Consider the following 25,885-nt stretch of genomic DNA (forward strand, 5'->3'; position numbering starts at 1 on the left):
AGCCCGTCCGGCGCTTGAGGACCGGGGGTCCGGGGGCAGCGCCCCCGAAACAACTCACCGCGGCGGCGACTCCGGCGGCCGCTGCCGCGGCATGTTCGGCCGAGCCGCCACCGACGGCATCGAGAACCGCCCCGGCGAAGCCCCCGGCTCCCCCCGCCCCGCACCCCCCGCCGCCAGCGCCTGCATACCCATCGGCGCGGGCCCCGCCCGGAACTCCACCATCCAGTCCGCCGTCTCCGACCGCACCAGCTCGGTCACGTCCTCGGAGAACCTCCGCAGCACCCCCAGGCACCGCTCGGCCGCCTCGCTGGCCGTGCCCTCGGTCGGCCCGAGCATCTCCCGTACGCACTCCGAGGCCCAGTCGAACTGGAGCACCTGGAGCCGCCGCTGCACCGCCTGGGCCGTGGCGAGGTTCCTTATCCACCCGGAGGTGAGGCCGAAATACCGGTCGCAAGCCATGCAGGCGGCCCCCAGCAGGAGCGACAGATAGCCCCAGCCCGCCGAGCCGCTCAGCGCGCCGGTCAGGTCGAGGAGCGGCAGGGCGGCCCCGGCGACCACCCCGGCGGCCGTCCCGATCCGCAACGTTCTCGCGGCGCGGCGCTTCCAGACCCGGTCGTTCAGATACCAGTCGGCGGTGTCCAGGGCCCCGGTCTCGACCCAGCGGTAGAGCTCGTCCAGCCGCTCGGCCGGCTCGCCCCAGTCGCCGAGGGGGAACGGGCGCCCGGTCAGGTCGCGCCCCCCGGCACGCCCCCCGGCACGTCCGCCGACGCGACCGATGGCGCTGTCCGCGGTCCTGGCCCCGTTCCCGGTAGCGGAACCACCCGCTCCGTTCTCACCGGATCCCGCATCGGACTCCTTGCGGGGCGGCCCTTCGGGCTGCATCTCCGGCTGACTCACCGGGGCACTCCTCTGCACTCTGACGGACGGGAAGGCTCCCGTGCTGTAACTCTGCGTCACGGCACATGCACGCTCGTGTGTCGATGTGCATGCCCTTCCTACCGCCGAATGGTGGGCCGTGGGGTCGAAATCGCGGGATTCCCGCCTGGGCAGGGCCCCTGGTCAGGTATAGGAGCACTCGCGCCGGTTCTGAGATCTCACCCGAAAGAGTTGGTCCCCGGCGGGTGGAGCGCCGTGCCCGGGGAGCACGTAGGCTCGGCTTACCGAAACATTTGTCGTCGAAATGCCAGGAGTGACCGTGATTCCCGGTGGTGGCCAGCCCAATATGCAGCAGTTGCTCCAGCAGGCCCAGAAGATGCAGCAGGACCTCGCCGCGGCCCAGGAGGAACTGGCCAGGACCGAGGTCGACGGACGGGCGGGCGGCGGTCTCGTGAAGGCCACCGTGACCGGCTCCGGCGAGCTCCGCGCCCTGGTGATCGACCCGAAGGCGGTGGACCCGGAGGACACCGAGACGCTCGCCGATCTCGTCGTCGCGGCCGTCCAGGCGGCCAACGAGAACGCGCAGGCGCTCCAGCAGGAGAAGCTCGGCCCGCTGGCACAGGGACTGGGCGGCGGGGGCGGCATCCCGGGCCTGCCGTTCTGACCGGACCCGGACCGACCGGACCGGCCGGGGGCCCGTAGGCCTCACAGGCCCGCGGGGCCTACTGGTACCGACCCGTACCCACTACGGTACGGAGCAGGAAGCAAAGAAAAGAAAGGCGTTCCGTTGTACGAAGGCGTTGTTCAGGACCTCATCGACGAACTGGGCAGGCTGCCCGGCGTCGGTCCCAAGAGCGCGCAGCGGATCGCCTTCCACATCCTGCAGGCCGAGCCCACGGACGTACGCCGGCTCGCCCACGCCCTTCTGGAGGTCAAGGACAAGGTCCGGTTCTGCGCCGTGTGCGGCAATGTCGCGCAGCAGGAGCAGTGCGGGATCTGCCGGGACGCGCGCCGCGACCAGAGCGTCATCTGCGTGGTCGAGGAGCCCAAGGACGTCGTGGCGATCGAGCGGACGCGCGAGTTCCGGGGCCGCTACCACGTCCTGGGCGGGGCGATCAGCCCCATCGAGGGCGTCGGCCCGGACGACCTGCGCATCCGCGAGCTGCTGGCGCGGCTCGCGGACGGCTCCATCACGGAGCTGATCCTCGCGACCGACCCCAACCTGGAGGGCGAGGCCACCGCGACGTACCTGGCGCGGATGATCAAGCCGATGGGCCTCAAGGTGACCCGGCTGGCCAGCGGTCTGCCGGTCGGCGGCGACCTGGAGTACGCCGACGAGGTCACCCTGGGCCGCGCCTTCGAGGGGAGGCGGCTGCTGGATGTCTGACGCCACCGCCGTACGCCCCCTGTACGTACCGCACTCCGCTCTGCCGTCCGCTTCGCCGTCTGTGACCGCGCCCACGGGAGGTCCCCTCGATGTCTGACGCCACGCTGAACTCCGTCACGCAGGACCCGGGCGACTTCGCCGTCCAGATCGCGGACCAGATCAAGACGTTCATCGTCGCGGTCACCGAGGTGTCCAAGGTCGACGAGCCGGAAGAGGCCGTCCCGGTCCTGCTCCTCCAGGTCTCCCAGCTCCTGCTGGCGGGCGGCCGCCTCGGCGCGTACGAGGACGTCCTGCCCGACGAGCGCTACGAGCCGGACCTCGGCGCGGAGCCGGACGCGGACGGCCTGCGCGAGCGGTTCGCGGCGCTGCTGGAGCCGATCGACGTCTACTCCGAGGTCTTCGACCCGTACGAGCCCCGCAAGGCCCCGGTCCCGCACCGCATCTCCGACGACCTGGCCGACCTGGTCACCGATCTCGGCCACGGCCTCGCGCACTACGAGGCGGACCGCACCGCCGAGGCGCTGTGGTGGTGGCAGTTCTCGTACTTCTCCAACTGGGGCTCCACCGCCTCCGCCACCCTCCGCGCCCTCCAGTCCCTGGTCGCCCACATCCGCCTCGGCCAGCCCCTGGAGGAACTGGACGGCCTGGACACCGACCAGGACCCGGGCGAGGAGGACCTGGCCGAGGAGGCGGGCCGCGTGATGCTCCAGGAGATCGCGGGACCGCTGGGGCTGCGGCCGGTGCAGTAGCCGCCCAACTGGCGTGCCCCGGTTCACCGGAACGCGTCGGCGTTCTCCTCGGCCCAGCGGCGGTAGGGGCGGGCGGGGGAGCCGGTGACACGGGCCACGGTGTCGTGCACGGCCAGCAACGCGTCATTGACGTCGCCGCCCATCAGATCGAGGACGCTGTTCGCGACCTCGGCGCCCATCATGGCGGCCATCGGCCCATACGCCTCCTCCCGCGCGATCCCGACGCAGGTCACCTCCCGGCCCAGAACCCGCCCCAGCTCATGGGCCTGCTGCCGAGGCGAGGTCCTTTCCGGTCCGGTGAGCGGGTACGTCCGCCCCCGGTGCCCCGGTCCGGTCAGCGCCGCGTGGGCCACCGAGGCGATGTCGGCGGGGTGGACGACCGGTAGCCCGACGTCCGCGTACGGCACGCGCACCATGGACTCGTCGCGCACGGACCGCGCCCACCAGAGCGTGTTGGAGGCGAACTGCGTCGGCCGCAGGACAGTCCACTCCATCCCGCTTGCCCGCAGCCGGCGTTCGACGGCGATGTTCGCCTGCGCGGGACCGAGGTGCGGATGGGTCTCGACGGTGATGGAGGAGACCAGCACCACGTGTTCCACCCCTGCGTCCCGGGCGGCGTCCAGAACTCCGGCGTCATCGCCGACGCCCGAGATCAGGAACAGCGAACGCGCCCCGTCCAGCGCGGACTTCAGCGACTCGGCCCGCCCGAGATCGCCTTCCGCCACGGCCACTCCGGCGGGCACCACAACCCTGGCCCGTGCCGCGTCACGGGCCAGCGCCCGGACCCCGCCCCTGCGACCGTCCTCGGACAACTGCCGCAGCAGCTCCCTGCCGATGTTCCCGGTCGCACCGGTCACCAAAATCATCGCTGAGCGCTCCTCTGTCCGGTCATTGACTGTTCGACGACGGGAACGCTAGGACCTCAACCAACCTTGAGATCAAGCCGGTTGGTCGGGCCCGGAGGCACTTGACCTCAACCAGGCTTGAGGGGTGAGGCTCCTGCTGGACGGCCGACACGACGGGCCGCACACCGCAAGGAGATTCCTCATGAGCGCCAAAGTCACCGCCTCCACGCCCACCGTCATCGGCGTCCCCGCCCCGCAGGAGGACGTCGACGCCATCGTCGCGTTCGTCGCCGGCGTGCAGGAGGCCCAGCAGAGCGCGGATCCCGACGCTTTTCTCGACGGCTTCCGCGAGGACGCCATCTGGACCACGGCCCACGGCAAGCGGCTGACCGGCCTGCCGGAGATCAGCGCATTCACCCGCAAGGTGCTGCCCCCGCAGGCGGATTCCCCGGTGACCGCCACGTACACGGTCGACCTGATCCTCTTCATCCGTCCCGACGTGGCCGCCGTGAAAATCCGTCAGCGCCCGGCGAGCCGTGCCTCAGGCGCGTACCTGGACGAGATCTTCCACGGCCAGGAGGACCCCTCCGAGCTCATGGCCGCCCACCCTGAGGCGGTCCCCGGCACCCCGACCTACGTGCTCGCCAAGGACGGCGGTATCTGGCGCGTCGCGGCCGCGCAGAACACCCAGGTCCTCGACGTGGAGACGCTGACGACGGGCTGAGCAGATTCCAGCAGGTCCGCCCGAGGCTCAAGCTTCGAGCCGCAAGCCCCGAGCCGCAAGCCTCGGGCTCCGAGCCCTCTTTTGTAGGAAGGGGTGGTTGGGTTCAACCCACCCACCCACCCTCCCCTCCTGTGCGCCAGGTTCCGAACTCTGCTACGCGCTGCGCGAGTTCGACCATGAGTGACGTTTAGTGATCAGGTTGCGCCGGAGCGTATGCACGCTCTAGGTTCGCGATCAGCAACCCACTATCCGTAAAACGGACAACCCCGGTGGTGCTCACAACACCGACCGGGGTCTGACCGTAAGAGATGGCCTGCTAGAAAGGCTCGATCCCCATGGCTGTTGCCAACCTTAGTGCTGCCCTGCGCGCTCCCGCCCACCCCATGGCGAAAGTCGGGTACGGAAAGCGCGACGCCCCCGACCAGGCCCCGCCCCGCGCCGCCGACTTCGCCGGTCTGGAGCCGCGTGAGGCGGCCGTCGCCGCGTACATCGACCGGCTCCCCGAAGGTGCTGCGATCGGCTACAAGGTGCTCGCCGAGGAACTGCCGGACTACGGGCAGCAGGCGTGCCGCAGCGCGCTGGACCGGCTGACCCGGGCCGGGCACCTGCGGCGCATCAAGGTCCATGTCACCGTGGCCGACGGCCAGATGCGCTGGGTGACGCGTACGTACTTCTCCCGCACCGCCCGCGACGCCGCCTGGTGGGCCGCCCATGTGCGGTTCGTCCGGGGCATGGACGCGCCGGGGCAGCCGCCGGCTCCCGCCCCCGCTGCCGCCGATGCTCCGGCGGCCGAAGCCGCGCCCGAGCCCGGTGTGCGCGCCCCGCGCTCGGAGGCGTACGCCGTCCTCGCCGGCCTCGGCCGCCGCGAGCCCCGGCTCCAGCTCTCCGAGGGCGACTGCGTGGAGCTGGAACACCTGGTCGGGGAGTGGCTGGCGCGCGGCGTCGGCCCCGAACAGCTCACCCAGGTCCTGACGTCGGGCCTGCCGACGCCCGTGCACTCCGCCGGGCATTTCCTTCGTAAGCGACTGGAGACCAAGATGCCGCCGAGCCCCGCCCCCCGGCCGGAGAGGGACCACCCGAGCGAGCAGATCATGGGCGCCGTGATGGTGTGCCTCTTCTGCGACGAGGACGAGACGACGGCCACGCTGGACCACGGCGTCTGCCTCGACTGCAAAGAGGCGATCGCCCGCGACGAGGCGGCGGGCCTGACCGGCTACGTACCCGACACCTTCCTGGCCCGGCCGCGCGCCGAGGTCGACGTCGCCGCCCGCATGGCCGAACTCCGCTCGGCCACCGTCCGCCCGGCGCTCCCGGCCCCGAGGTCGCGCCGATGAGCGTGCGGGAGATCCCGGTCGGGGCACCATGGAGGCGAGGAGGCGACGCCATGACCCCCAGGACCACCGCCCAGCCCCAGATGAGCCCCGAAGAGTTCGAGGAACTCGCCCGCCGAGCGCCCGAGCTGGTGCGGCTGGAGTTCATCCAAGGAAAGGTCCAGGTCAAGCCCGTGCCCGACGGCAATCACGGGGCGATCGTCATGTGGCTGCTGAGGCAGTGCATGCAGCGGCGTCCGGAACTGTCGCTCTTTCCCGATCAGGGCCTCGCCATCGAGACGTACCGCAAGGGCCGCGCCCGCCCGGACGGCGTCCTCGCGCCCGACGAGCACTTCGCCGGGGCGGGGGAGTGGGCGGCCCCCACGGGCGTACTGATGACCGTGGAGGTCACCTCCAGCGACGCCGACACCAACCGGCGCGACCGGGTCGAGAAGCCCGACGGCTACGCGGCCGCCGGCATTCCGGTCTATCTGCTCGTCGACCGCGAGGCGTGCTCGGTCACCGTCTTCACCGAGCCGGAGAAGGGGACGTACCGCTCCGCCACCACCCGGCCCTTCGGCGCGGTCGTCGAGCTGCCCGAGCCGGTCGGCTTCACGCTCGACACCGAGAAGCTCAAGGAGTACGCCGACTGAAAGGCGTACGCCGATTGACCGTCCCGGCTGGCCGGTCCGTGCCCGACCGTGTGGGCTGGGACACAAACGGGAGTGGTCGCGGTCCGGCTGGGCAGCAGCCCCGTACGAGCAGTTCGGGGCGACACGCCGTACCGGGTGATGAGCGGGACATCTCATCATCTGGTATGGACGGGTCGATTCCGGGCTGCTCGTTAAACTGAGCCGACCGCAGTAATGACTGAGCGAGGAGCGCACGTGGGCCTTGTCGTGCAGAAGTACGGAGGCTCCTCCGTAGCCGATGCCGAGGGCATCAAGCGGGTCGCCAAGCGAGTCGTCGACGCCAAGAGGAACGGCAACCAGGTGGTTGTCGTGGTGTCCGCGATGGGCGACACGACGGACGAGTTGATAGATCTCGCCGAGCAGGTGTCCCCGATGCCTACCGGCCGGGAATTCGACATGCTGCTGACCGCGGGTGAGCGGATCTCCATGGCCCTGCTGGCGATGGCGATCAAAAACCTGGGCCACGAGGCCCAGTCGTTCACGGGCAGCCAGGCCGGTGTCATCACCGACTCGGTCCACAACAAAGCGCGCATCATCGACGTCACCCCGGGCCGCATCCGGACCTCGATCGACGAGGGCAACATCGCCATCGTCGCCGGGTTCCAGGGCGTGAGCCAGGAGGGCAAGAACATCACCACCCTCGGCCGCGGCGGGTCGGACACGACCGCCGTCGCGCTGGCCGCCGCGCTGGACGCCGAGGTCTGTGAGATCTACACCGACGTCGACGGCGTCTTCACCGCGGACCCCCGGGTCGTGAAGAAGGCGAAGAAGATCGACTGGATCTCCTTCGAGGACATGCTGGAGCTGGCCGCGTCCGGCTCCAAGGTGCTGCTGCACCGCTGCGTCGAGTACGCACGCCGTTACAACATCCCGATCCACGTCCGCTCGTCCTTCTCCGGACTGCGCGGCACCTGGGTCAGCAACGAGCCGCAAGGGGACCAGCAGGTGGAGCACGCGATCATCTCCGGAGTCGCCCACGACGTCTCGGAGGCCAAGGTCACCGTCGTCGGCGTCCCGGACAAGCCGGGCGAGGCGGCCGCGATCTTCCGCGCCATCGCGAACGCCGAGGTCAACATCGACATGGTGGTGCAGAACGTCTCCGCCGCGACGACCGGCCTCACGGACATCTCCTTCACCCTTCCCAAGGCCGAGGGCCGCAAGGCCATCGACGCCCTGGAGCGGACCAGGAGCACCATCGGCTTCGACTCGCTGCGCTACGACGACCAGATCGCCAAGATCTCCCTGGTCGGCGCCGGTATGAAGACCAACCCGGGCGTCACCGCCGGATTCTTCGAGGCGCTGTCCGACGCGGGCGTCAACATCGAGCTGATCTCGACATCCGAGATCCGCATCTCGGTCGTCACCCGCGCCGACGACGTCAACGAGGCCGTGCGCGCCGTGCACACCGCCTTCGGGCTCGACAGCGACTCCGACGAGGCCGTGGTCTACGGAGGCACCGGCCGATGACGGAACACCGCCCTTCGCTCGCGGTCGTCGGCGCGACCGGGGCGATCGGCGGTGTCATGCTCCGGATCCTCTCGCAGCACGCGGATGTCTGGGGCGAGGTCAGACTCGTCGCCTCCTCGCGCTCGGCCGGCAGGAAGCTGGTCGTGCGCGGGGAGGAGACCGAGGTCCTCGCGCTCGCCGAGGACGTGTTCGACGGCATCGACGTGGCCCTCTTCCTGGTGCCGGACGAGGTGTCCGCCCACTGGGCCCCGATTGCCGCAGCCAAGGGCGTCGTCGTCATCGACGATTCCGCCGCCTTCCGGCTCGACGACGACGTGCCGCTGGTCGTCCCGGAGATCAACCCCCATGCCGCACGGCTCAGGCCGCGCGGCATCGTCGCGTCCCCGAACTGCACCACCCTGTCGCTGATCGTCGCGGTCGGCGCGCTGCACGCCGAATTCGGGCTGCGCGAGCTCATCGTCTCCTCGTACCAGGCCGTCAGCGGCGTGGGCCGGGACGGCGTCGCCGTCCTGCGCGAACAGCTGTCCCTGGTCGCCGGTACGGAGCTGGGCACCCAGCCCGGGGACGTACGCCGGGCCTTGGGCGACGAGGCCGCCACGGCAAAGAGCCCGTTCGCCGCGCCCGTCGCCCTGAACGTCGTGCCCTGGGCCGGTACGGACGCGGGCGACGGCTGGTCCTCCGAGGAGATCGCCATCCGCGAGGAGTGCCGCAAGGTGCTGGGCCTGCCCGGTCTCAAGACCACCGCGACCTGTGTGTACGTCCCCGTCGTCGCCACCCACTCGATGTCCGTCCACGCCCGCTTCGAGAACGAGGTCGCCGTCGACAAGGCGCACGAGATCCTGGCGACCGCCCCCGGCGTGGTGCTGTTCGACAGCCCGGCCTCCGGAGACTTCCCGACCCCGTCCGACGTGGTCGGTACCGACCCCACCTGGGTGGGCCGCGTCCGGCGGTCGATGGACGACCCGCATGCCCTGGAAATGTTCCTTTGCGGGGACAATCTCCGAAAAGGTGCGGCTTTGAACGTGGCCCAGATCGCCGAATCGGTCGCCGCCGAATTCCCCCGGTGATGATCGAACCTATTTTGTAGGATCTGTGAACGCCCTATGAGGAATTCGCTGGTCTGAACCTCTTGAGCTGGGGCGTTGTCGTATCCGACGATGATCTCCCGGCCATCTGCAACCGCACCTCGGCCGGGCTGCGTCTATGCCGTCACTTTGTGCGTGGCCGGACGCGATTACGGGGCATCTGGGGAAGAGCAGGTACGTATGAGGGCATGTCGCACAGCGTCGAACGTGGCGCCGTCCGCGTACAACCCTGACGGGGGGCAGCGTGTCCAACAGGCGTGGCAGAGGTTCTCGACATCACAGTGGTGGGCCCGTTGCGAGGCGCTTCGGTGCGTCCGCTCCGGCGGCCCCGTGCGCCCGGCGGCATGCCGGTGATCGCGCCCATGCCCGCTGCGCGCCCGGCCCAGCTGCCCTCGCAGCGCGGGGGTGCTGACGAGACGGTGGCAGCAGGAACCACGGTCGACCATCTCACCGAGACCTACCGCGCCCACTACCGCTCCCTGCTCGGCCTCGCGGCCCTGCTGCTGGACGACACCGCGTCCTGCGAGGACGTGGTGCAGGAGGCGTTCATCCGCGTGCACTCCGCGCGCAACCGCGTCCGTGAGCCCGAGAAGACCCTGGCCTACCTCCGGCAGACCGTCGTCAACCTCTCGCGCTCCGCACTCCGCCGCCGCATTCTCGGGCTGAAGCTGCTCTCCAAGCCGATGCCGGACATGGCGAGCGCGGAGGAGGGCGCCTACGACCAACTGGAGCGGGACGCGCTGATCAAGGCGATGAAGGGGCTCCAGCGACGCCAGCGCGAGGTGCTGGTGCTGCGCTACTTCGCGGACATGACGGAGGCCCAGGTGGCCGAGACGCTGGGCGTCTCGCTGGGGTCGGTCAAGGCGTACGGTTCCCGGGGTATCGCGGCGCTGCGCGTCGTGATGGAGGCCCAGGCATGAGCGGGTCCGATCAGCACCCCGATATCCCTGAGCACAGGCACGAGAATGACCCGACGGGAAACGGAATTGTGAACCACGGGCCGGAGAAGACTCCGCACACCGATCCGGATGACCGACCGCACGGCGAGAGCCCGAGTCCCGGACAGAGTGAGACCCCGGAACCCGCGCCGCCCCCGCGGGCGGACAACGAGGCCGCCGAGGACCCCGACGAGCGGGAAGCGGGCGAACGGGCCCCGGAGCCGGCAGCGGCGGCGGATACGGACGCGGCGAACGAGGCTCCGGCGGACGCGGCCCCGACAGATAGGGCCCCGGCGGACACGGATGTGGCTTCGGAGACCGCCGCGGACGCGGTTACGGACACTCCTCCCGCGGACACCGGCGTTGCTGCTGGCCCCGGTGAGGGCCGGGGCGAGGGCCCCGGCGCGGGCAACGCCCCCGGCAAGGCCCCTGGCGGCACCCCCGGCAACACCCCGGGCACGCCCGACGGCAACACCCCGGGCACGCCCGACGACGACGTCCTCGCCACGCTGACCGACCTCTTCGCCGAAGGCAGGCGCGCCCCCGCGTCCGACCCGCGCGAGCTGGACGAGGCGGCCCTGCGCCGCCTGCTGCACGGTGCGGTGCGCGATATCGCCCCCTCCGAGGGAACCCTCGACCACCTCCACCGCGCCGTCCCCGCCCGCCGGGCCAGGCGGCGGCAGGCCGTCGTCGGGGCGGCCGCGGCGGCCCTGCTGATCGGCACCGCCGTCCCCGCCTTCGTCCATGTCGCGGCCTCGGACGGCCCGTCCACCGCCCGCCCCGCCATCGCCGGACACGGCGAGCAGGCCCAGGGCGGCAACGGGGACGAGACCGGGCCCGAGGAGCCGGGCCGGCGGAGCGTGGAGCCCACCGAGCGGGAGAGCGAGGGCAGCGCGGGCGAGGCCTCCCCGAACCCGAGCCCTTCCCAGGGCGAGGGAAGCGACCCCGACGGGGCGGTGGCGGGCGAGAAGCCCGACTCCCCGAGCGTGGACTTCGCGTCCCTGCCGGTCTGCGACCCCAGCCAGCTCGGCGTCGCGTCCGCGGGCACCGACGCGCCGGGAGCCGACGGCACGGTCTACGGCAGCTTCAGGATCGCCAACGTGTCCGGCAAGGACTGCACGGTCAGCAGCAACGGCACGGTGGGCTTCACCGCCCTCGGCGCCGCCGACTCGCAGAAGATCGTTGTGGTCCAGCACGCCGCGGGCGACGCGGCCCCCGGCCTGCCCGACCCGTCCCAGGAGCCGGGCACGGTGCTGCTGAAGCCGGCCATGGCGTACGAGGTGCGGTTCGCCTGGGTGCCGACCGACACCTGTCCGACCGTGGGCCCCTCACCGAGCCCGACCCCCTCGGCGGACGGCGCGGGAGGCTCGGTCGGTGAGGGCTCCGAGAACCAGTCCGGCGTCGACGCGCAGTCGCTGTACGACGACGGCGGGACCACGGCCGAGGGCAGCGTCGCCGTGACGCACACCCCGGAGACGGGCGCGCCCACAGCGCAGACGGAGATCCCCAACGCCTGCTCGGGCACGATCTACCGCACGGGCGTGCTCGCCACGTCGTAGTCCGGCGAGGACGGGTCCTCCGGGGCGTCCTGGGAGGCCTGCGCGTCCGGGGCGTCCTGCGCGTCCCGGGCGCCCTTCGAGACCGGAGCAGCCTCCTCCGAGGCATTTGGAGCATCTGGGGCGTCCGAGGCACCCGGAGCATCTTCCGGCCCCGGAGCGGCTTCCTCCGGTACGAGGCCGAGCGCGATGTCCCGCACGGCCTCGGCCTCCCGTCGCACCAGCCGGAACCACATGAAGAGCACGAAGGCGGCGAAGACGAACCACTCGCCCGTGTACCCCAGGTTCTGGAAGGCCTTCAGATCGAGGCCGCTGCCCTCCGGGGCCGCCGCGGGCACGGGCTTCATCGCTCCGCCCGTACCGCCCGCCTCGGGCTCGGGAAGCGTCACCCAGGCGTCGTACACGTCGTACGGGACGAGGTTCACCAGGGTCGCCGCGCTGATCATGCCGATCTGGCCGCCGGGGAGCCCGCCCCGGACGTCGACGCCGTCGCTGTGGGTGTTCTCGGAGGCCTGGAGGTCGCCGGTCACCGTGACCTCGCCCTTCGGCGCGGCGGGCACCCGGGCGTCGCTCGCGGACCCGGGCAGCCAGCCCCGTACCACCGGCAGGGCCTTGCCGGTGTCCGTACGCAGCATGTTCAGGACGTAGAAGCCCTGACGGTCCTCCAGCTTTCGGCCGGGCACCAGGAACTGGTCGGCGTAGGTGCCGGTGGCGGTGGCCGGGCGGCCGGACGTCACCTTGTCGACGGGCAGCAGCTCGTCCAGGGGTTTCGCGGCCCGGGCGCTCGGATCGGGGGCCTTCTCCGCCTGTTCGTGCGACTGGACGCGGTCCTCGAAGCGGCCGAGCTGCCAGGTGCCCATGAACACGCAGAACGGGATGGCCAGCACGACGAAGAGGTTGATCCCCCACCATCGCGGGGTCAGCAGGAACCGGTACACCCCTCAAAGGTACGGTTCCTCGCCCCGGGCACCCGGAGCGGGGTCCGCCATTTATCCGGCCCTTACGCCCGCTGGCGGACGCAAGGGCCGGGTTCACGCGGCCGTACCGGCCACCGCGCCCCCGCCCAGGTGCTTCAGGGCGAACTCCAGCTCCAGCCGCACCTGCTTGATCCGCTCCTCCACCACCAGCGAGCCGTGCCCCGCGTCGTACCGGTAGACCTCGTGGACCGCGCCGCGCGCCGCCAACCGGTCCACGTAGTTCTCCACCTGACGGATGGGGCAGCGCGGATCGTTGACGCCCGCCGAAATGTAGACGGGGGCGCGCACCGCGTCGACGTACGTCAGCGGGGACGAGGCCTCGAAACGCTCGGGAACCTCCTCCGGCGTGCCGCCCAGCAGCGTGCGGTCCATCGCCTTCAGGGCCTCCATCTCGTCGTGGTACGCCGTGACGTAGTCCGCGACGGGAACGGCCGCCAGACCCAGCGCCCACGAGTCGGGCTGGGTGCCCAGCCCGAGGAGCGTCAGATAGCCGCCCCAGGAGCCGCCGGCCAGGACCAGGCGGTCCGGGTCGGCGAGTCCGGACTTCACCGACCAGTCCCGTACGGCCGCGATGTCCTCCAGCTCGATCAGGCCGACCCGGTGCTTCAGCGCGTCCGTCCAGGCGCGGCCGTATCCGGTGGAGCCCCGGTAGTTGACCCGGACGACAGCGAAGCCGTGGTCCACCCAGGCGGCGGGGCCGGAGGCGAAGGCGTCACTGTCGTGCCAGGTCGGCCCACCGTGGATCTCGAAGATCGTCGGGAACGGGCCGTCCCCGACAGCAGGCTTCTGCACGAGGGCGTGGATCCGGCCCCCCGGCCCCTCCACCCACGCGTCCTCGACGGGCACCGACGGCGGGGCCTTCGCCCCCGGCGGGTCCAGGACCACCGCACCACTCGTCGACCGCACCACGGGCGGCAGCGCGGCCGAGGACCACAGGTACTCCACCGTGTCGTCCGGCCGGGCCGTGGCGCCCGACACCGTACCGGCGGGGGTCTCCACGCGTACGGGCTCCGCCGCCCCCGGCTCGTACCGCCACAGCTCGCTGCGGGCCTCGAAGCTGTGCTCGATGAGCAGCGCGGAGCCGTCCGGATACCACTCGGCCCCCACGTCGCCCGGCAGGTCGACCGGCAGCGCGGTCTCCGTGCCGGCGACCGGATCCCAGATCATCGGCTCCCAGCGGCCCCGGCGCTGATGCCCGACGAGCAGCCGGCTGTCCCCGGCCACGGGCGCGAAGCCCAGCACGGCGAGCCCCAGCTCCTTCGTGCCGCCCTCGGTGTCGTCCAGATCGGCCACCGTCGAGCCGTCCGGTCGCACCACGCGCAGCGCGGAGTGCATGGCGTCACCGTGCTCGGTGTGCTCCAGGGCGATCAGCGTCCCGTCGTGGGAGAGGTCCCCGATGCCTGCGGACTCCCGGTGCCGGTAGATCTCCACGGGCTCGGCGCCCGGCGACCGCATCAGGTGGACCGTCGTGCCGTCCTCGTCGGTCGAGCGGCCGATCACCGCCGAACCGTCCCGCCCGATGGCCAGCCCCGCCGGATAGGAGGGGGCGAGACCCGGCACGGCCGGCTCGTCCTCCCCACCGCCGAACGGCTGGCGCATCCACACGCCGAACTCGTCGCCGTCGGTGTCGCTGAACCACCAGATCGCTTCCCCGTCCGGCGTCAGCACGCCGTCGGTGGTCCCGTTGGGCCGGTCGGTCACCTGCCGCTGCCGCCCGCTCGCCCGGTCCCACGCGTACAGCTCGTAGGTCCCGGTGGCGTTGGAAACGAACAGAGAGCGGTCAGGCGCGTCCTCGGCCCAGTCGGGCAGGGACACCCGGGGCGCGCGGAACCGCTGCTCCCACTCCGGCGTGGTCGAGACGTTCTGTGATTCGCTCATGCCCCCATCCAACCCGATCGGCCACTTCGCCGGGGAGCCTGTGGATAACCACTCGCGCCCCCGCCCTGCCCGTGGGTAACTTCCCGGGCATGTACTCCCCGACTCCGGACGACTGGCACGAGACCAACCGCGCGCGCTGGGACGAACGCGTGCCGATCCACGTGGCGAGCGACTTCTACGAGCTGGACGCGTTCCGGGCGGGCAAGGACGTGCTGCGCGCCTTCGAGCTGGCCGAGGTCGGGGACGTCAGGGGGAAGACCCTGCTGCATCTCCAGTGCCATTTCGGCCTGGACACCCTGTCGTGGGCGCGGCACGGCGCCGCACAGGTCGTGGGCCTCGACTTCTCCGAGCCCGCCGTCGAGACCGCCCGGGGCCTTGCCGGGGCGCTGGGTCTTGGCCCGGACCGGGCGGCGTTCGTCGTGGCCGATGTGTACGACGCGCCGGCCGCCGTCCCCGATTCCGCTTACGACATCGTCTACACGGGCATCGGCGCGCTGGGCTGGCTGCCCGACATCGACCGCTGGGCCGAGACCGCCGCGTCGCTCGTCGCGCCCGGCGGGTTCCTTTACCTCGCGGAGTTCCACCCGCTGACCGACTCGATGGACACGACCGGTTCGGTGGTCACCGACGACTACTTCAGCCGGGACGCCTGGGTGGACGAGACGCCGGGCACGTACGCCGAACTCGACGCGCCGACCGTGCACAACCGCAGCGTCGAGTGGCAGCACCCGGTGGGCCGGGTGGTGACGGCGCTCGCCTCGGCGGGGCTGCGGATCGAGTTCCTCAACGAGCACGATGTCTCGCTCGTCCGGCGGTTCGACACGCTGGAGCACCACGCGGACGGTCTCTACCGCTTTCCGGCGGGGCGGCCGAGGATCCCGCTGATGTATTCGGTCAAGGCGTCGCGGCCTGCCGGGAATCAGGGATAACCGCAGGTCGCAGCCGCCCTGTGGAGCTTCTCCGGCCGATTGTCAGTGGTGGGGTACAGACTCGTTTCCATGACCGACACGACAGGTGGAACGGTGGGCGGAGCCACGCCCGCGACGGCTTCCAGCACCACGTCCGGGACGGCTTCCGGGAGGACGACGGCCGCACTGCGCGGGGCGGTGGAGGCGTACTGGTCGGCGGCCGAGGCGCGTGACTGGGGCGCGTTCGGGGCGACCCTCGCCGAGGACGTGGTGTACGACCTGCCGCAGACGCGTGAGCGGATCCGCGGCAAGGAGCGGTATCTCCGGTTCAACCAGGAGTATCCGGGCGACTGGCACGTCCGGGTCGAGCGGATCGTCGCCGACGCGGAGGGCCGACAGGCCGCGGCCCGGACCGGGTTCACGGTGGCGGGGGAGCAGGAGGACGAGCCGACCCAGGAGTTGGACGCCATCCACTTCTTCACGTTCGACGAGGAGGGGCTGATCACCGGGGTGACGGACTTCTGGCCCGAGTCGTACGAGCCTCCGGCCGGCCGGGAGCACCTGGTCGAGCGCTACTGAGAGAGGCGGCCCACCGGTCGCCCGGTGAACCGCCTCTCCGATACGCGACCGGCCCTACACCGCCGAGCGGAAGGCGGGCAGATAGCCGCCCGACTGCCCTGCGGTCTTGGGGTGGTACGAGTTCTGGATCGGGACCGTGACGCTGTGGAGCCAGGCGTCGCCCGAGCACAGCTCGTGTCCGGTGAATTCGTCGACCACGCCGGAGAAGGTGAACCCGGCGTCGGCGGACCGCTTGGCCAGGACGTCGTTCAGGACGTCCGACGCGTTGTTGATCGCGGCCCGTTCAGCCTCGGTAAGCCCGGCGATGCAGCTGCCGGACAGTTGGTAGAAGCGGGGGTAGCCGAGGACGACGACCTGCGCCTGCGGGGCGCGAGCCCGGATGCCGTCGTAGAGTGAATCCAGGCTGCCGGGCAGGGTGTTGTTCATCTGCCCAACAGCCGTGTCCACGCTGCTGAGGCAGGTGGCCTCGCTGCCGAGCACGCAGTCCTGCATGACGTCGGCGAACCCGACGTCATTGCCGCCGGCGGTGACGCTGACCAGTGAGGTGGAGGCGCTGAGCACGCCGAGCTGGCTGCTCGCCACGGACGAGGTCGTCGCCCCCGAGCAGGCGACGAAGTCGAACGAGGCGGGGGAGTTCGCCGCCTGCCACAGATAGGGGTAGGCGGCGGTGCTGCGCAGGCAGTCGCCGCTGTCGGGGAGGTAGTCTCCGGCGCCGACGCCGGAGGAGTAGGAATCGCCGAGCGCGACATAGCCGCCCGCGGCGGCCGAGTCGGTCGCGGAAGCCGGCCCCGCGACACCGATGGCCGCGACGGCGGCGAGCGCGAGGGTGGTGAGGGATGCCCGAATTCTCCGTACTGACATGGCTGCCAGCCCTTCGAAGCGTGGGGGGATGTGGGGAATGCCGTTTCTAGCAGCTCTCGGTACCCGCCGGTAATGGCCGTGCAAGAAGTCGTCTGATATGCCCGAAGGATCGTTCGGTGGGTCGTGCTCCGCGCGTAGATAAACCTCAACTCGGTGACGGAGTGCGCGAGTTCGGGGGAATTCCGTGCGCCCCGGCGAGCCCTGACCACCCGCGGGTTCATCCGGATGGTCCAACGCCGGGCGCGCGGACGGGCGCTGAGGTTCAGCCTCCGGTGTACGGGGGAAGGTGGGCGGCCCCGACCCAGACTCGGGTGATGGCGCTGACGTAACGAGTTCCGCACCGGTCCCGCGGCATCACCAGCTGGCTGCCGTCCGGCTCCAGCGGCCGGTCGTCCACGCGGGTGGCGAGCAGCATGGGCGCGTCGCCGAAGACCGCGTCGATCTCCGCCCAGGGCAGCACCGCGTGGTGCCCGTCCCCGCCGGTGACGGCCAGCAGGAAACGCGAGCGGTCCTTGCGTCGGCGGACGTCGAAGGCCGGGCCCGCGTCCGCGACGACCTCCCGCAGCAACGGCCCCTCGAACGTGTGGGGCGGCAGCTCGGTGAACCGGATGCCCGTTTCGTCACGCAGCGCGTTGGCGAAGGCCGGGGCGACCGGGTTGAACGGGCTCTCGCTCATCGACTTCGCGCCCAGCGGGCCGATCGGGTCCGAGGTCTCCATGAAGTGCACCTCGGTGCGCGGCACATCGGCGTACTGCGACAGCCGGGGGCGGCGGAACGCGGCCGTGGTCACCTCGCCGCGCTCGTCGAGCCGGACGTTCTCGAAGAGCATCGCGCCGAGCGCCTGCGCCCCCCCGCCCTCGACCTGCCCCGGCACTGCGTCGGGTTCATCACCTTGCCCGCGTCGGCCGGGTGGACGCTGCGTAGGATGCGGATCTCACCCGTGTCCGGAACCACGGCGAGCCGGAACCACTGGGCGTTGAACGCCACCGAGCGCGGCGAGCCGCCCCAGTGCTCGTCGGCCGACAACTCCCGTCCCGCCGCGCGGGCGGCCTGGACCAGCTCCTTCAGGCTGAGCGCGCGCCCACCTCGTCCATCACCGACTCGACGGCGAAGACAGCCTGCCCGACCCGTAGCCCCGGAACGCGCCCGCCGGAACGCAGTTATGGAGCGCCTGACCAACCCGACCGGAGTCATAGCCCGGGCCCTCCGGGAGAACGACCGAACCTGCGTCTTCGCCCCCCGGGTGCCCACCCGGCTCTACGTGGCCTCCGGCGGCCTTTCCGTGCTTCTCGCCAACCCCGAGCAGTGCCGAAAGACGCTCCGCGCTCACGGCGGCGACGGCGAACTGATCGAGCTGGGCGACATCGCCCCCATGACGTCCGAACAGCACGCGGTCCCCTCCGTCGCCCGCTGGTTCGCCGGACACCCCGGGACCTGACGCGAATTTCCGACACCGACCCGACCGAACACCGAACTGGCCGGCTTGTCCCCACAGGGACGGCCCCCGAGGAGCTCCGGCTCGCCGTGCCACCCCAGGAGCTGGATCGGACCGTCAGCTCCTGGGAAACTCACCTGCCGCGGCCTACGCGGCCTTCGGCTGACGGAGGGGGGCGCTGACAGAGGGGGGCGACTGATGACGTACGACGACGGGACACGACCGTGACCGAGAACGACAGCAGCGCACCGGCCCCCGACCGCGCCCCGGCCCTGCCGCCGGTGGCCGACCGGGCCGCCTTCGAGGCAGAACTGGACGCACTACGGGTCCGCGAGAAGGCGCACACCCGGGAGGGCGACGCGATCGCGGCGGCCCGGCGCCGGCTGCCCATGGTCGAGGTGGACGCCGGCCTCGAACTGACCGGGCCGGACGGGCCGGTCACCCTGCTCGACGCGTTCGAAGGACGCCGGCAACTCATCGCGTACTACTTCATGTGGCACGAGGGCCACGACGCGGCGGGCCAGTGCGAGGGCTGCACCTGGGTCACCAACCAGGTCCGGGAGCTCTCCTTCCTGCACTCCCGCGACATCACCTACGCGGTGTTCTGCCAGGGCCCGTACGAGGAGAGCCGCCGCTACCGGGAGTTCATGGGCTGGGACATGCGGTGGTACTCGGCCCTCCCGTCGAACAACGAGCTCCTGACCGGCCGCCAGGTCGGCAGCATGCACATCGTCTGCTACGTCCGCGACGGCGACCGGGTCTACGAGACGTACTGGACGACGCTGCGCGGCGTGGAGGTGATGGACTACAACTACGCGCTCATGGACATGACCGTGTACGGCCGCCAGGAACTCTGGGAGGACTCACCCTCCGGCTGGCCGCAGACCATGGACGCCCCTCCCGAGCACCCCATGCGCACCAACGGGCGGCCCATCCCCCAGTGGTCCCGCATCGAGGCCGGCCGCTCCGACGACCTCACACCTGGCCCCTGACAACGATTCAGGCGACGAACTCGGTCACTGTCTCCGGGGCGCCCCGGGGCCCCGGACGAGGCCGGGGCGGATGACCATGGAGCGCACCCCGTGATCGGCGGAGGCCTCGGTACGGGCCAGGCCGGTGACCGTGTGGCCCCCCTCGGCGATCAGGCGCCAGGTCAGGTCGCCGCCGACGAAACCGATGGCGCCGATGACGAAGATGCTCACGGCGTGGGCTCTCAGGCCGGGAGGGCGCTGCGCTCGCCACCGTCGGCGAACAGGACGGCACCGTTGACATAGGAGCTGCCGGGGCCGGCCAGGAACGAGACGACTTCCGCGATCTCCTCCGGCGATCCGGCCCGGCCGCGCGCGTTGGAGCCGTCCATGAGGCCGATGTTCTCGCCCAGCATCGCCTTGGAGCCCTCGGTGACGACAGGGCCCGGGGAGACGGTGTTGACCCGCACGCCGGACGCGCCGAACTCGGTGGCCCAGTAGCGGGTGAGTATCTCCGCCCCGGCCTTGGAAGCCCCGTAGGCCGCGCCGACCGGGGCGGGCAGCCGGGCCGCGCTGGAGCCGACGAGCACGATCGAGCCCTGGCCGCGCTCGGCCATGCCCGGAGCCAGCGCGCCGACCAGGAGGAACGGTGCGCGGGTGTTGACCGCGATGTGCCGGTCGAAGCTCGCCGCGTCGGTCAGGGCGGTGGGCGTGAACTCGTACAGGCCGGCGTTGCTCACCAGCACGTCCACCGCACCGGCCTCGGCGGCCAGCCGCAGTGTGTCCTCGGCGTCCGTGAGATCGGCGGCGACGAAGCGGGCGGTGCCGCCCTCGGCCGCGATCTCCTTCACCAGGGCCTCGCCCCGGGCCTGGTCCCGGCCGTGCAGCACGACGTGCGCGCCCTGGCGGGCCAGGTTCTGCGCGACGGCCTTGCCGATGCCCGACGTCGCTCCGGTCACCAGTGCGATACGGCCCTGAAGTGCGGTGGTGGTGTTCATCGTCATCGTCTTCTCTCCGGTGCGGTCGGTGCGGATCGTGGCGCGCCGCGTGGATCACCCACAGGGCTTCGCCACGCAATCCACTATGCATCGCAGATGTTCTGTCGACAAGAATATCTGCCCGCGCGCAGGATCCGGCTATGCTGGGACGGTGACTCCGATGCCCGAAAAGAAGAAGCAGCACGGTGAGGCCGCGGACCTGGCGCTGGACACCGACCTGGGCTGGGCGATCCGCATGGTCTCCTCGGCGTTCCGGAACGTGGCCACCGAATCCGTCGCGGACCTGCCCGGAGGCGCGCGCGCCTACCTCGTCCTGGTCGCGCTCGCAGGCGGCGAACCGCCCTCGCAGCTGGCCCTCGCCAAAGAGGTCAGTCTCGACCGCACCGTGATGACGTACCTGCTCGACGACCTCGAAGCGCACGGCCTGGTCACGCGCCGACCCGACCCGCGCGACCGCCGTGCCCGCCAGGTCCTGATCACCGACACCGGCCGCACCCGCCTCATCGAGGTGCGCCGCAGCCTCGCCGCCGCCGAAGCGCGCCTCCTCACCGACCTCGACGGCGCCGACGCGAGCCAACTGCGCACCCTGCTCTCCCGCGTGGCCCGAACCGCCCAACGCGAGTCGGCCACCCCGGACGAGGCGGCCTGCTGAGTAACGGCCCGAAAGGGATATCCGTCTGCCGACATGGTTGGGAATCGTCAAGTTTTGACGCAGCGCAGTAGTGATCTCATGAGCGCAATATGGATTTCACTATCTCCTGATGGAGATTTGTCCGGACAGTGTAGAATGCAGGACGGCACATCGGTGCATCTCCGACGCTGCCACAAAAATTGTGGAGAATGAAAAACGTGAGGAGTGGCTGCCGAACCATGGGTGCACCAAATTGCGTGTCCCTCTTCTCGGGCGGGATGGGGCTGGACCTCGGACTGGAGCAAGCCGGGTTCGATATTCGTTTCGGCGCGGATAACATGCCCGCCGCTGTTGCCACGGCTCAGGCGAACCGCCCACACATGCCCTTCTACGGCAACGACATCAGGGCTCTCTCGGCAGAGCACATCTGGCAGTCGACCGGATTGGCCGAGGGGGAGGTGGACCTGCTGGCCGGCGGCCCGCCCTGTCAGAGTTTCAGCACGGCCGGGAAGCGGCTCGGTCTCGACGACTCCGAAAAAGGGCCACTCGTATTTGAATTCGTTCGCCTGGTGAAAGAATTGCAGCCCAAGGCATTCCTCATGGAGAACGTCAAGGGCTTGCTGTCTGCTTCCGTCACGTGGCGACAGCTTCCTTACAACAACAATGGAAAGGTTATCGATCAGCTGCATGGATCGCTTCTCCGTGAGCTCTGCTCTCAGCTGGAGAAGCTTGGTTACAGCCTCAAGTATCGTGAATTCAATTCGGCTGACTACGGAGTCCCCCAGGCCAGGCAGCGGGTCTTCCTGATCGGGTACAGGGATGGTTCACCTGTGTCCTTCCCCGAGCCCACCCATGCGAAGGAGTCAAGCCTGTTCTTGGAGCCTTGGCGCACCATTGGCGACGCCCTCGATGGCTTGGTTGATGATGATTCATTCTGCGCAAAATTCAGTGAGCGTAAGTTGAAATACCTGCGTATGGTTCCTGAGGGCGGCAACTGGAGGCACCTCCCGGAGGAGATTCAGAAAGAGTCCATGGGGCGTGCCTTCTACGCCAAGGGGGGGCGTTCGGGTTACTGGCGTCGCCTGTCTTTCAACTCTCCCTCTCCGACTATCCTCACTGAGCCGCAGAATGCAAGCACGGCCCTTTGTCACCCGGTGGAGGACAGACCACTCACTGTTCGGGAGTGCGCCCGTATCCAGACCTTCCCGGACGACTGGAAGTTTCACGGCCCGGGCCGGGAACAATACAAGCTCGTAGGGAACGCCGTCCCTGTGCTGCTGGCGCAGTCTATCGGTGAGCACATGAAGTCGACGCTGGATTCGTGCGCAGCCGTGTCTTCCGCATAGGCGGGCGGCAGCAGCACCATTCCTGTGCGCAGAGGAATGGTGCTGCTGCTGGAACCCGTTCGGTTACCTGTTCACTCTGCGGAAGAGCTTCGCATAGTCGATCTGGCCATCCCGATCCCCGATCTCTGGCTGTGCCGCATGAGTAAGCCTGTCCAGCAGGTCCGGAACCAGAGTGTCGAGCACTTCGGATCGAAACTCGGAGCACAGGAGAGCGCACACCTCTCCCACCTTTGCATCGAAGTCGGGCTCGCCTCCTCCGACTTGTTGCCAGAACTCTTTACTGGCAAGCGTAATGTATTCCTGGCTAGGCTGTTTCGTGGTTCGGGCTCTCCCGTAGCAGGGGGCGAAATACCCTACGAAAGTTTTCCCTTGGCTTCGGTACTGCTCTCTTACTCTGACGATGGTGTTCGATAGGTTCTTCCGTGAACTATTGGGCATGCAGTCCCAGCTCATCTTGACCTGATATCCATGAATCACCTCACTCGATTCGATGCTTTCGAAGTCGAAATCATCGGGAAGTGCAGGCTCCGAAGCCCCCGGGAAGCAAGTTTTAATGATGGCTTCGAGAAGATGGCCGACGGCTTCCTCTTCCGAGGCGTACAGGGCGCTCTGTACCTGAATCACTGCCCAGGCGCGAACTGTTTCCGCGCCGCGGATCCGCAAAAGGAACGGATTGGTTCTCTTCAGACGGTCGGAAACCCTGAGCTTTGAGAATCTTTCACGCATGCGATTCACATAAAGGCGCTCAGATTCCGCCACTATGAAGGCTGCTCGGTCATGATCCACCCCGAGGATGGCCGAGACCTGATCGGCCAGCTCCTCGTTCGAGGTCTGACGCTTGCCCTCGTCGTCGAAACCGAGGGGTTCCTGCACTGCCGAGGCCAGCTCTTGGGTTGTGACAGGTGGAGTGATGTCTGGGCGCATGCGGATCTTATTACCATGACCCCGACCTGCGTGAGACCGCGTTTCCCAAGAGGCCCCCTGGGGTCAGCCGGGACTGCCCGGCCACCCCACGGTTCCCCGCGCCGGCCCCCTCCGTGCCGAGGAGGTCCTACCGGAAGCAGCTCCGCGACACGCACAACAGCAGAGGGCCGGTACTGGAATCAGTACCGGCCCTCTGACCTGCTACTCAGCTGTCGGGGTGGCGGGATTTGAACCCACGACCTCTTCGTCCCGAACGAAGCGCGCTGCCAAGCTGCGCTACACCCCGATGTCCACCGGACTCCCGGCGACATCGATTACTTTAGCCCACCGGCGGCCGGAGGCGAAATCCGGTTTCTTCGGTGCTGGATCCACCCCGTCACGTTCGGCCGGAGGCGGTCCGTGGCGGTGATCAGGGCGCCCAGGGCGGCGAAGAGGAGGCCGAGGGCGAGGGCCTGGGTGAGGGTGCCGGCGTAGCCGTACGTGTCGACGTCGAGGAACGGGTACGGGTAGCGGGCCGGGGAGCCGGGGGAGAGCAGGGCTCCGCGGGTCAGGATGAGGCCCAGGTAGGCCGCGGGGGCGGACAGCCACAGCGGGATGTGGACCAGGCGCAGGGCCCGGGGAGCGGTCAGCAGGAGCCAGTCCGCGGCGACGGCCAGCGGGGTCACCGTGTGGAGCAGGAGGCTCGCCGCGGGGTGCCCGCCGGTCCCGGTGTCCGGGGAGCCGCCGTAGTTCACCAGCACCAGGTGGTGCATCAGGCCGGTGATCGCGGCGAGCAGGAGCACCGCGCCGGTCAGGTACGGCGGGAGTGGCGGAGCGCCGCGCCAGGAACGTACCGCTGACCAGCCGAAGGCCATCGCCACCAGCACGTTCGCCAGGACCGTGAAGTGGATCAGCGGTGGTGGGGTGTACCCGGTCGCCAGGGCGATGGCCGGGCCCGCGGCCGCCGCCCCGCACGCCACCGTGCGTAGGGCCGTGGCCCAGGGGCGGCGGGGGCCGGTGGGGTCTCGGAGCACCTCTGCCGCCCGGGGGCGGGGGAGCAGGGCGGTCCGGGGCGCGGTCATGATTCGTACCGTAAGCGGGTGGGAAGACACCCGCGATTCGTCGGCCGCCGCCCGCTGCCGCCTCTTGCCCGTTGCGTACGTCGACCGCCGCTGCCCCCCGGGGCGTACGCCGCCCCCGCTCAGGCCTTCGGGGCCAGTGTCAGCAAAGTCGCCTCGGGCGGGCAGGCGAAGCGGACCGGGGTGTAGCGGTTGGTGCCGCAGCCCGCCGAGACGTGGAGGTAGGCGCGCTTGTCGCCGACCGTGTGGCTCGACAGGCCCTTCACCCGTTCGGTGTCCAGGTCGCAGTTGGTGACCAGCGCCCCGTAGAACGGGATGCACAGCTGGCCGCCGTGTGTGTGGCCCGCGAGGATCAAGGGGTAGCCGTCGGCCGTGAAGGCGTCCAGGGAGCGCAGGTACGGGGCGTGGACCACGGCGATGGAGAGGTCGGCGCCGCTCGTAGGGCCGCCCTGGACCTCGGCGTAACGGTCCCGCTTGATGTGCGGGTCGTCCAGGCCGGTGAACGCCAGCTCCATGCCCTCCAGCTTCAGCCGGCCCCGGGTGTTCGACAGGTCCAGCCAGCCCGCCTCGTCGAAGGCGTCGCGCATCGGCTCCCACGGGTTGTGGACGACGCCGACCGCGGGGGCATTGCCGTTGAGGCCGTGCTTGCCCTGGACCTTCTCCAGGAGGTAGCGGGCCGGGTTGCGGAGCTTGGGGCCGTAGTAGTCGTTGGAGCCGAAGACGTACACCCCCGGGAACTCCATCAGCGGGCCGAGCGCGTCCAGCACCTCGGGCACGGCCTCCGGGTCGGAGAGGTTGTCGCCCGTGTTGACGACGAAGTCGGGACGCAGGCCCGCCAGTGACTGGAGCCAGGCCCGCTTCTTGCGCTGACCGCTCACCATGTGGATGTCCGAGACCTGGAGCACGCGCAACGGGTGTGCCCCGTGCGGGAGTACGGGAACGGTGACCCGTCGCAGGCGGAACGAGCGGGCCTCGAACCCGGCGGCGTAGGCCAGTCCGGCGGCGCCGACCGCCGCGCCGACTGCCGTGACTTTCAGGGGTACTCCGTAGCGTGCGCGCATGCGCCCATCGTCGCAGAAGCGGAACGCCCGGAGAAAAGGCGAGAGTAAAACCGGTGGGCGGCGGGAAAACCTGTGGGCGGGCCCGGCCCCGTACCTGTCACAATCACGGCATGACCACGCTCAAGTCCAAGCTCAAGGAAGACCTCCACACCGCCATGAAGGCGCGTGACGAGCTGACCTCGTCCACCCTTCGGCTCACCCTCACCGCGATCACCAAGGAAGAGGTCAGCGGCACGTCGGCGCGCGAGCTCTCCGACGACGAGGTGCAGAAGGTGATCGCCAAGGAGGCGAAGAAGCGGCGCGAGGCGGCCGAGGCCTTCGCCCAGGGCGGCCGGACCGAGCAGGCCGAGCGGGAGAAGGCGGAGGGCGAGCTGCTCGACGGCTACCTGCCCAAGCAGCTCTCCGACGACGAGCTGAACGCGCTCGTGGCGTCCGCCGTCGAGGAGGCCAAGGCCGCCGGCGCCGAGGGGCCGCGCGCGATGGGCGCTGTCATGAAGATCGTCAACCCGAAGGTCGCCGGGCTCGCCGAGGGCGGCCGGGTCGCCGCCGCGGTGAAGAAGCTCCTCGCCGGCTGAGGCGACGCCGAGCGGATAGGAGAAAGGGTGGGCGCCCCGGTCCTCGATCGACCGGGG

28 protein-coding genes, 1 tRNA gene and 1 pseudogene are annotated in these 25,885 nt (G+C 70.2%); 17 read left to right on the forward strand and 13 right to left on the reverse strand.

Annotated elements, in window-relative coordinates; translation table 11 throughout:
- Positions 1–54: 54 nt before the first annotated feature.
- Positions 55–897, reverse strand: coding sequence for an SLATT domain-containing protein (locus ACFWM7_RS17350; RefSeq protein WP_383261241.1), 843 nt, complete (start codon positions 895–897; stop codon positions 55–57).
- Positions 898–1,195: 298 nt separating this feature from the next.
- On the opposite strand from ACFWM7_RS17350, the gene ACFWM7_RS17355 reads away from it, so the two are divergent.
- From ACFWM7_RS17355 to ACFWM7_RS17365, 3 genes are all read left to right on the forward strand, one after another.
- A complete protein-coding gene (locus ACFWM7_RS17355) occupies positions 1,196–1,540 on the forward strand; it encodes a YbaB/EbfC family nucleoid-associated protein (RefSeq protein ID WP_383261243.1) in 345 nt (114 codons plus the stop codon).
- A gap of 123 nt (positions 1,541–1,663) precedes the next feature.
- Positions 1,664–2,263 carry a recombination mediator RecR gene (recR, locus tag ACFWM7_RS17360; protein WP_383261245.1) on the forward strand — a complete coding sequence of 200 codons (600 nt, stop codon included), beginning with the start codon at positions 1,664–1,666 and terminating at the stop codon, positions 2,261–2,263.
- Positions 2,264–2,352: 89 nt separating this feature from the next.
- On the forward strand, positions 2,353–3,012 hold the full coding sequence (locus ACFWM7_RS17365; protein ID WP_383261247.1) for a DUF5063 domain-containing protein: 660 nt from the start codon (positions 2,353–2,355) through the stop codon (positions 3,010–3,012).
- Between the two features lie 23 nt (positions 3,013–3,035).
- Here ACFWM7_RS17365 and ACFWM7_RS17370 read toward each other — a convergent pair whose 3' ends face one another.
- A complete protein-coding gene (locus ACFWM7_RS17370) occupies positions 3,036–3,878 on the reverse strand; it encodes an NAD(P)H-binding protein (protein ID WP_383261249.1) in 843 nt (280 codons plus the stop codon).
- A 181-nt stretch (positions 3,879–4,059) separates the two neighbouring features.
- Between ACFWM7_RS17370 and ACFWM7_RS17375 the strand changes: the two genes are divergently transcribed.
- From ACFWM7_RS17375 to ACFWM7_RS17405, 7 genes are all read left to right on the forward strand, one after another.
- Positions 4,060–4,581, forward strand: a complete 522-nt coding sequence (locus ACFWM7_RS17375; protein WP_383261251.1) for an SgcJ/EcaC family oxidoreductase — start codon at positions 4,060–4,062, stop codon at positions 4,579–4,581.
- A 335-nt stretch (positions 4,582–4,916) separates the two neighbouring features.
- Complete coding sequence (locus ACFWM7_RS17380; RefSeq protein ID WP_383261253.1) at positions 4,917–5,915, forward strand: hypothetical protein; 999 nt, start codon at positions 4,917–4,919, stop codon at positions 5,913–5,915.
- Positions 5,916–5,965: 50 nt separating this feature from the next.
- On the forward strand, positions 5,966–6,544 hold the full coding sequence (locus ACFWM7_RS17385) for a Uma2 family endonuclease (RefSeq protein ID WP_383261258.1): 579 nt from the start codon (positions 5,966–5,968) through the stop codon (positions 6,542–6,544).
- A gap of 234 nt (positions 6,545–6,778) precedes the next feature.
- The gene (locus ACFWM7_RS17390) at positions 6,779–8,050 is read left to right on the forward strand and encodes an aspartate kinase (protein WP_047177900.1); all 1,272 of its coding nucleotides are present in this window, start codon (positions 6,779–6,781) and stop codon (positions 8,048–8,050) included.
- The gene (locus ACFWM7_RS17395) at positions 8,047–9,117 is read left to right on the forward strand and encodes an aspartate-semialdehyde dehydrogenase (RefSeq protein ID WP_383261261.1); all 1,071 of its coding nucleotides are present in this window, start codon (positions 8,047–8,049) and stop codon (positions 9,115–9,117) included. Before ACFWM7_RS17390 ends, ACFWM7_RS17395 begins: the two co-directional genes overlap by 4 nt.
- A gap of 275 nt (positions 9,118–9,392) precedes the next feature.
- Positions 9,393–10,055 (forward strand): SigE family RNA polymerase sigma factor, encoded by a 663-nt coding sequence (locus ACFWM7_RS17400; protein WP_383261264.1) that lies wholly within the window; start codon positions 9,393–9,395, stop codon positions 10,053–10,055.
- Positions 10,056–10,123: 68 nt separating this feature from the next.
- On the forward strand, positions 10,124–11,632 hold the full coding sequence (locus tag ACFWM7_RS17405; RefSeq protein ID WP_383261296.1) for a hypothetical protein: 1,509 nt from the start codon (positions 10,124–10,126) through the stop codon (positions 11,630–11,632).
- Here the strand turns inward: ACFWM7_RS17405 and ACFWM7_RS17410 are convergent.
- Together ACFWM7_RS17410 and ACFWM7_RS17415 are read right to left on the reverse strand one after the other, a co-directional pair.
- Positions 11,602–12,567, reverse strand: a complete 966-nt coding sequence (locus ACFWM7_RS17410) for an SURF1 family cytochrome oxidase biogenesis protein (protein WP_383261266.1) — start codon at positions 12,565–12,567, stop codon at positions 11,602–11,604. The two genes, ACFWM7_RS17405 and ACFWM7_RS17410, sit on opposite strands and share 31 nt — an antisense overlap.
- 93 nt (positions 12,568–12,660) lie before the next feature.
- The gene (locus ACFWM7_RS17415; protein ID WP_383261267.1) at positions 12,661–14,484 is read right to left on the reverse strand and encodes a prolyl oligopeptidase family serine peptidase; all 1,824 of its coding nucleotides are present in this window, start codon (positions 14,482–14,484) and stop codon (positions 12,661–12,663) included.
- Between the two features lie 89 nt (positions 14,485–14,573).
- Here ACFWM7_RS17415 and ACFWM7_RS17420 point away from each other — a divergent pair, with 89 nt between their 5' ends.
- Both ACFWM7_RS17420 and ACFWM7_RS17425 read left to right on the forward strand, forming a co-directional pair.
- Positions 14,574–15,413 (forward strand): class I SAM-dependent methyltransferase, encoded by an 840-nt coding sequence (locus ACFWM7_RS17420; protein WP_383261269.1) that lies wholly within the window; start codon positions 14,574–14,576, stop codon positions 15,411–15,413.
- A 177-nt stretch (positions 15,414–15,590) separates the two neighbouring features.
- On the forward strand, positions 15,591–15,971 hold the full coding sequence (locus ACFWM7_RS17425) for a nuclear transport factor 2 family protein (protein WP_383261298.1): 381 nt from the start codon (positions 15,591–15,593) through the stop codon (positions 15,969–15,971).
- 54 nt (positions 15,972–16,025) lie between these two features.
- On the opposite strand, the gene ACFWM7_RS17430 is transcribed toward ACFWM7_RS17425, so the two are convergent.
- The 3 genes and pseudogenes from ACFWM7_RS17430 to ACFWM7_RS17440 form a co-directional block, all read right to left on the reverse strand.
- Positions 16,026–16,832, reverse strand: coding sequence for an SGNH/GDSL hydrolase family protein (locus ACFWM7_RS17430; RefSeq protein ID WP_383261271.1), 807 nt, complete (start codon positions 16,830–16,832; stop codon positions 16,026–16,028).
- A 262-nt stretch (positions 16,833–17,094) separates the two neighbouring features.
- Positions 17,095–17,550: a hypothetical protein gene (locus ACFWM7_RS17435; protein WP_383261300.1), complete on the reverse strand. Its 456-nt coding sequence runs from the start codon at positions 17,548–17,550 to the stop codon at positions 17,095–17,097.
- Positions 17,551–17,628: 78 nt separating this feature from the next.
- A pseudogene (locus ACFWM7_RS17440) lies at positions 17,629–18,026 on the reverse strand (molybdopterin cofactor-binding domain-containing protein); the annotation flags it as partial.
- Here ACFWM7_RS17440 and ACFWM7_RS17445 point away from each other — a divergent pair.
- Complete coding sequence (locus ACFWM7_RS17445; protein WP_383261275.1) at positions 17,995–18,270, forward strand: hypothetical protein; 276 nt, start codon at positions 17,995–17,997, stop codon at positions 18,268–18,270. The pseudogene ACFWM7_RS17440 and the gene ACFWM7_RS17445 sit on opposite strands and share 32 nt — an antisense overlap.
- A gap of 221 nt (positions 18,271–18,491) precedes the next feature.
- Positions 18,492–19,259: a DUF899 family protein gene (locus ACFWM7_RS17450; RefSeq protein ID WP_383261277.1), complete on the forward strand. Its 768-nt coding sequence runs from the start codon at positions 18,492–18,494 to the stop codon at positions 19,257–19,259.
- 24 nt (positions 19,260–19,283) lie between these two features.
- Here the strand turns inward: ACFWM7_RS17450 and ACFWM7_RS17455 are convergent, their stop codons facing one another.
- Both ACFWM7_RS17455 and ACFWM7_RS17460 read right to left on the reverse strand, forming a co-directional pair.
- Positions 19,284–19,469: a hypothetical protein gene (locus tag ACFWM7_RS17455; protein ID WP_383261279.1), complete on the reverse strand. Its 186-nt coding sequence runs from the start codon at positions 19,467–19,469 to the stop codon at positions 19,284–19,286.
- An 11-nt stretch (positions 19,470–19,480) separates the two neighbouring features.
- On the reverse strand, positions 19,481–20,233 hold the full coding sequence (locus ACFWM7_RS17460; RefSeq protein WP_383261281.1) for an SDR family NAD(P)-dependent oxidoreductase: 753 nt from the start codon (positions 20,231–20,233) through the stop codon (positions 19,481–19,483).
- 160 nt (positions 20,234–20,393) lie between these two features.
- Here ACFWM7_RS17460 and ACFWM7_RS17465 point away from each other — a divergent pair, with 160 nt between their 5' ends.
- Together ACFWM7_RS17465 and ACFWM7_RS17470 are read left to right on the forward strand one after the other, a co-directional pair.
- Entirely contained in the window at positions 20,394–20,885 is a 492-nt protein-coding gene (locus ACFWM7_RS17465) for a MarR family winged helix-turn-helix transcriptional regulator (RefSeq protein WP_383261283.1), read from the forward strand.
- 236 nt (positions 20,886–21,121) lie between these two features.
- The gene (locus ACFWM7_RS17470; RefSeq protein WP_383261285.1) at positions 21,122–22,210 is read left to right on the forward strand and encodes a DNA cytosine methyltransferase; all 1,089 of its coding nucleotides are present in this window, start codon (positions 21,122–21,124) and stop codon (positions 22,208–22,210) included.
- Between the two features lie 63 nt (positions 22,211–22,273).
- Here the strand turns inward: ACFWM7_RS17470 and ACFWM7_RS17475 are convergent, their stop codons facing one another.
- From ACFWM7_RS17475 to ACFWM7_RS17490, 4 genes are all read right to left on the reverse strand, one after another.
- Positions 22,274–23,134: a PmeII family type II restriction endonuclease gene (locus tag ACFWM7_RS17475; protein ID WP_383261287.1), complete on the reverse strand. Its 861-nt coding sequence runs from the start codon at positions 23,132–23,134 to the stop codon at positions 22,274–22,276.
- Positions 23,135–23,346: 212 nt separating this feature from the next.
- Positions 23,347–23,420: transfer RNA gene (locus ACFWM7_RS17480), tRNA-Pro, on the reverse strand.
- A gap of 28 nt (positions 23,421–23,448) precedes the next feature.
- A complete protein-coding gene (locus tag ACFWM7_RS17485) occupies positions 23,449–24,195 on the reverse strand; it encodes a Pr6Pr family membrane protein (RefSeq protein WP_383261290.1) in 747 nt (248 codons plus the stop codon).
- Between the two features lie 119 nt (positions 24,196–24,314).
- Complete coding sequence (locus ACFWM7_RS17490; RefSeq protein ID WP_383261292.1) at positions 24,315–25,253, reverse strand: metallophosphoesterase; 939 nt, start codon at positions 25,251–25,253, stop codon at positions 24,315–24,317.
- A 110-nt stretch (positions 25,254–25,363) separates the two neighbouring features.
- On the opposite strand from ACFWM7_RS17490, the gene ACFWM7_RS17495 reads away from it, so the two are divergent.
- Complete coding sequence (locus ACFWM7_RS17495) at positions 25,364–25,828, forward strand: GatB/YqeY domain-containing protein (RefSeq protein ID WP_383261294.1); 465 nt, start codon at positions 25,364–25,366, stop codon at positions 25,826–25,828.
- Positions 25,829–25,885 lie beyond the last annotated feature (57 nt).

It is taken from the genome of Streptomyces sp. NPDC058375, assembly GCF_042723425.1.
GTDB classification, from domain to species: domain Bacteria; phylum Actinomycetota; class Actinomycetes; order Streptomycetales; family Streptomycetaceae; genus Streptomyces; species Streptomyces durocortorensis.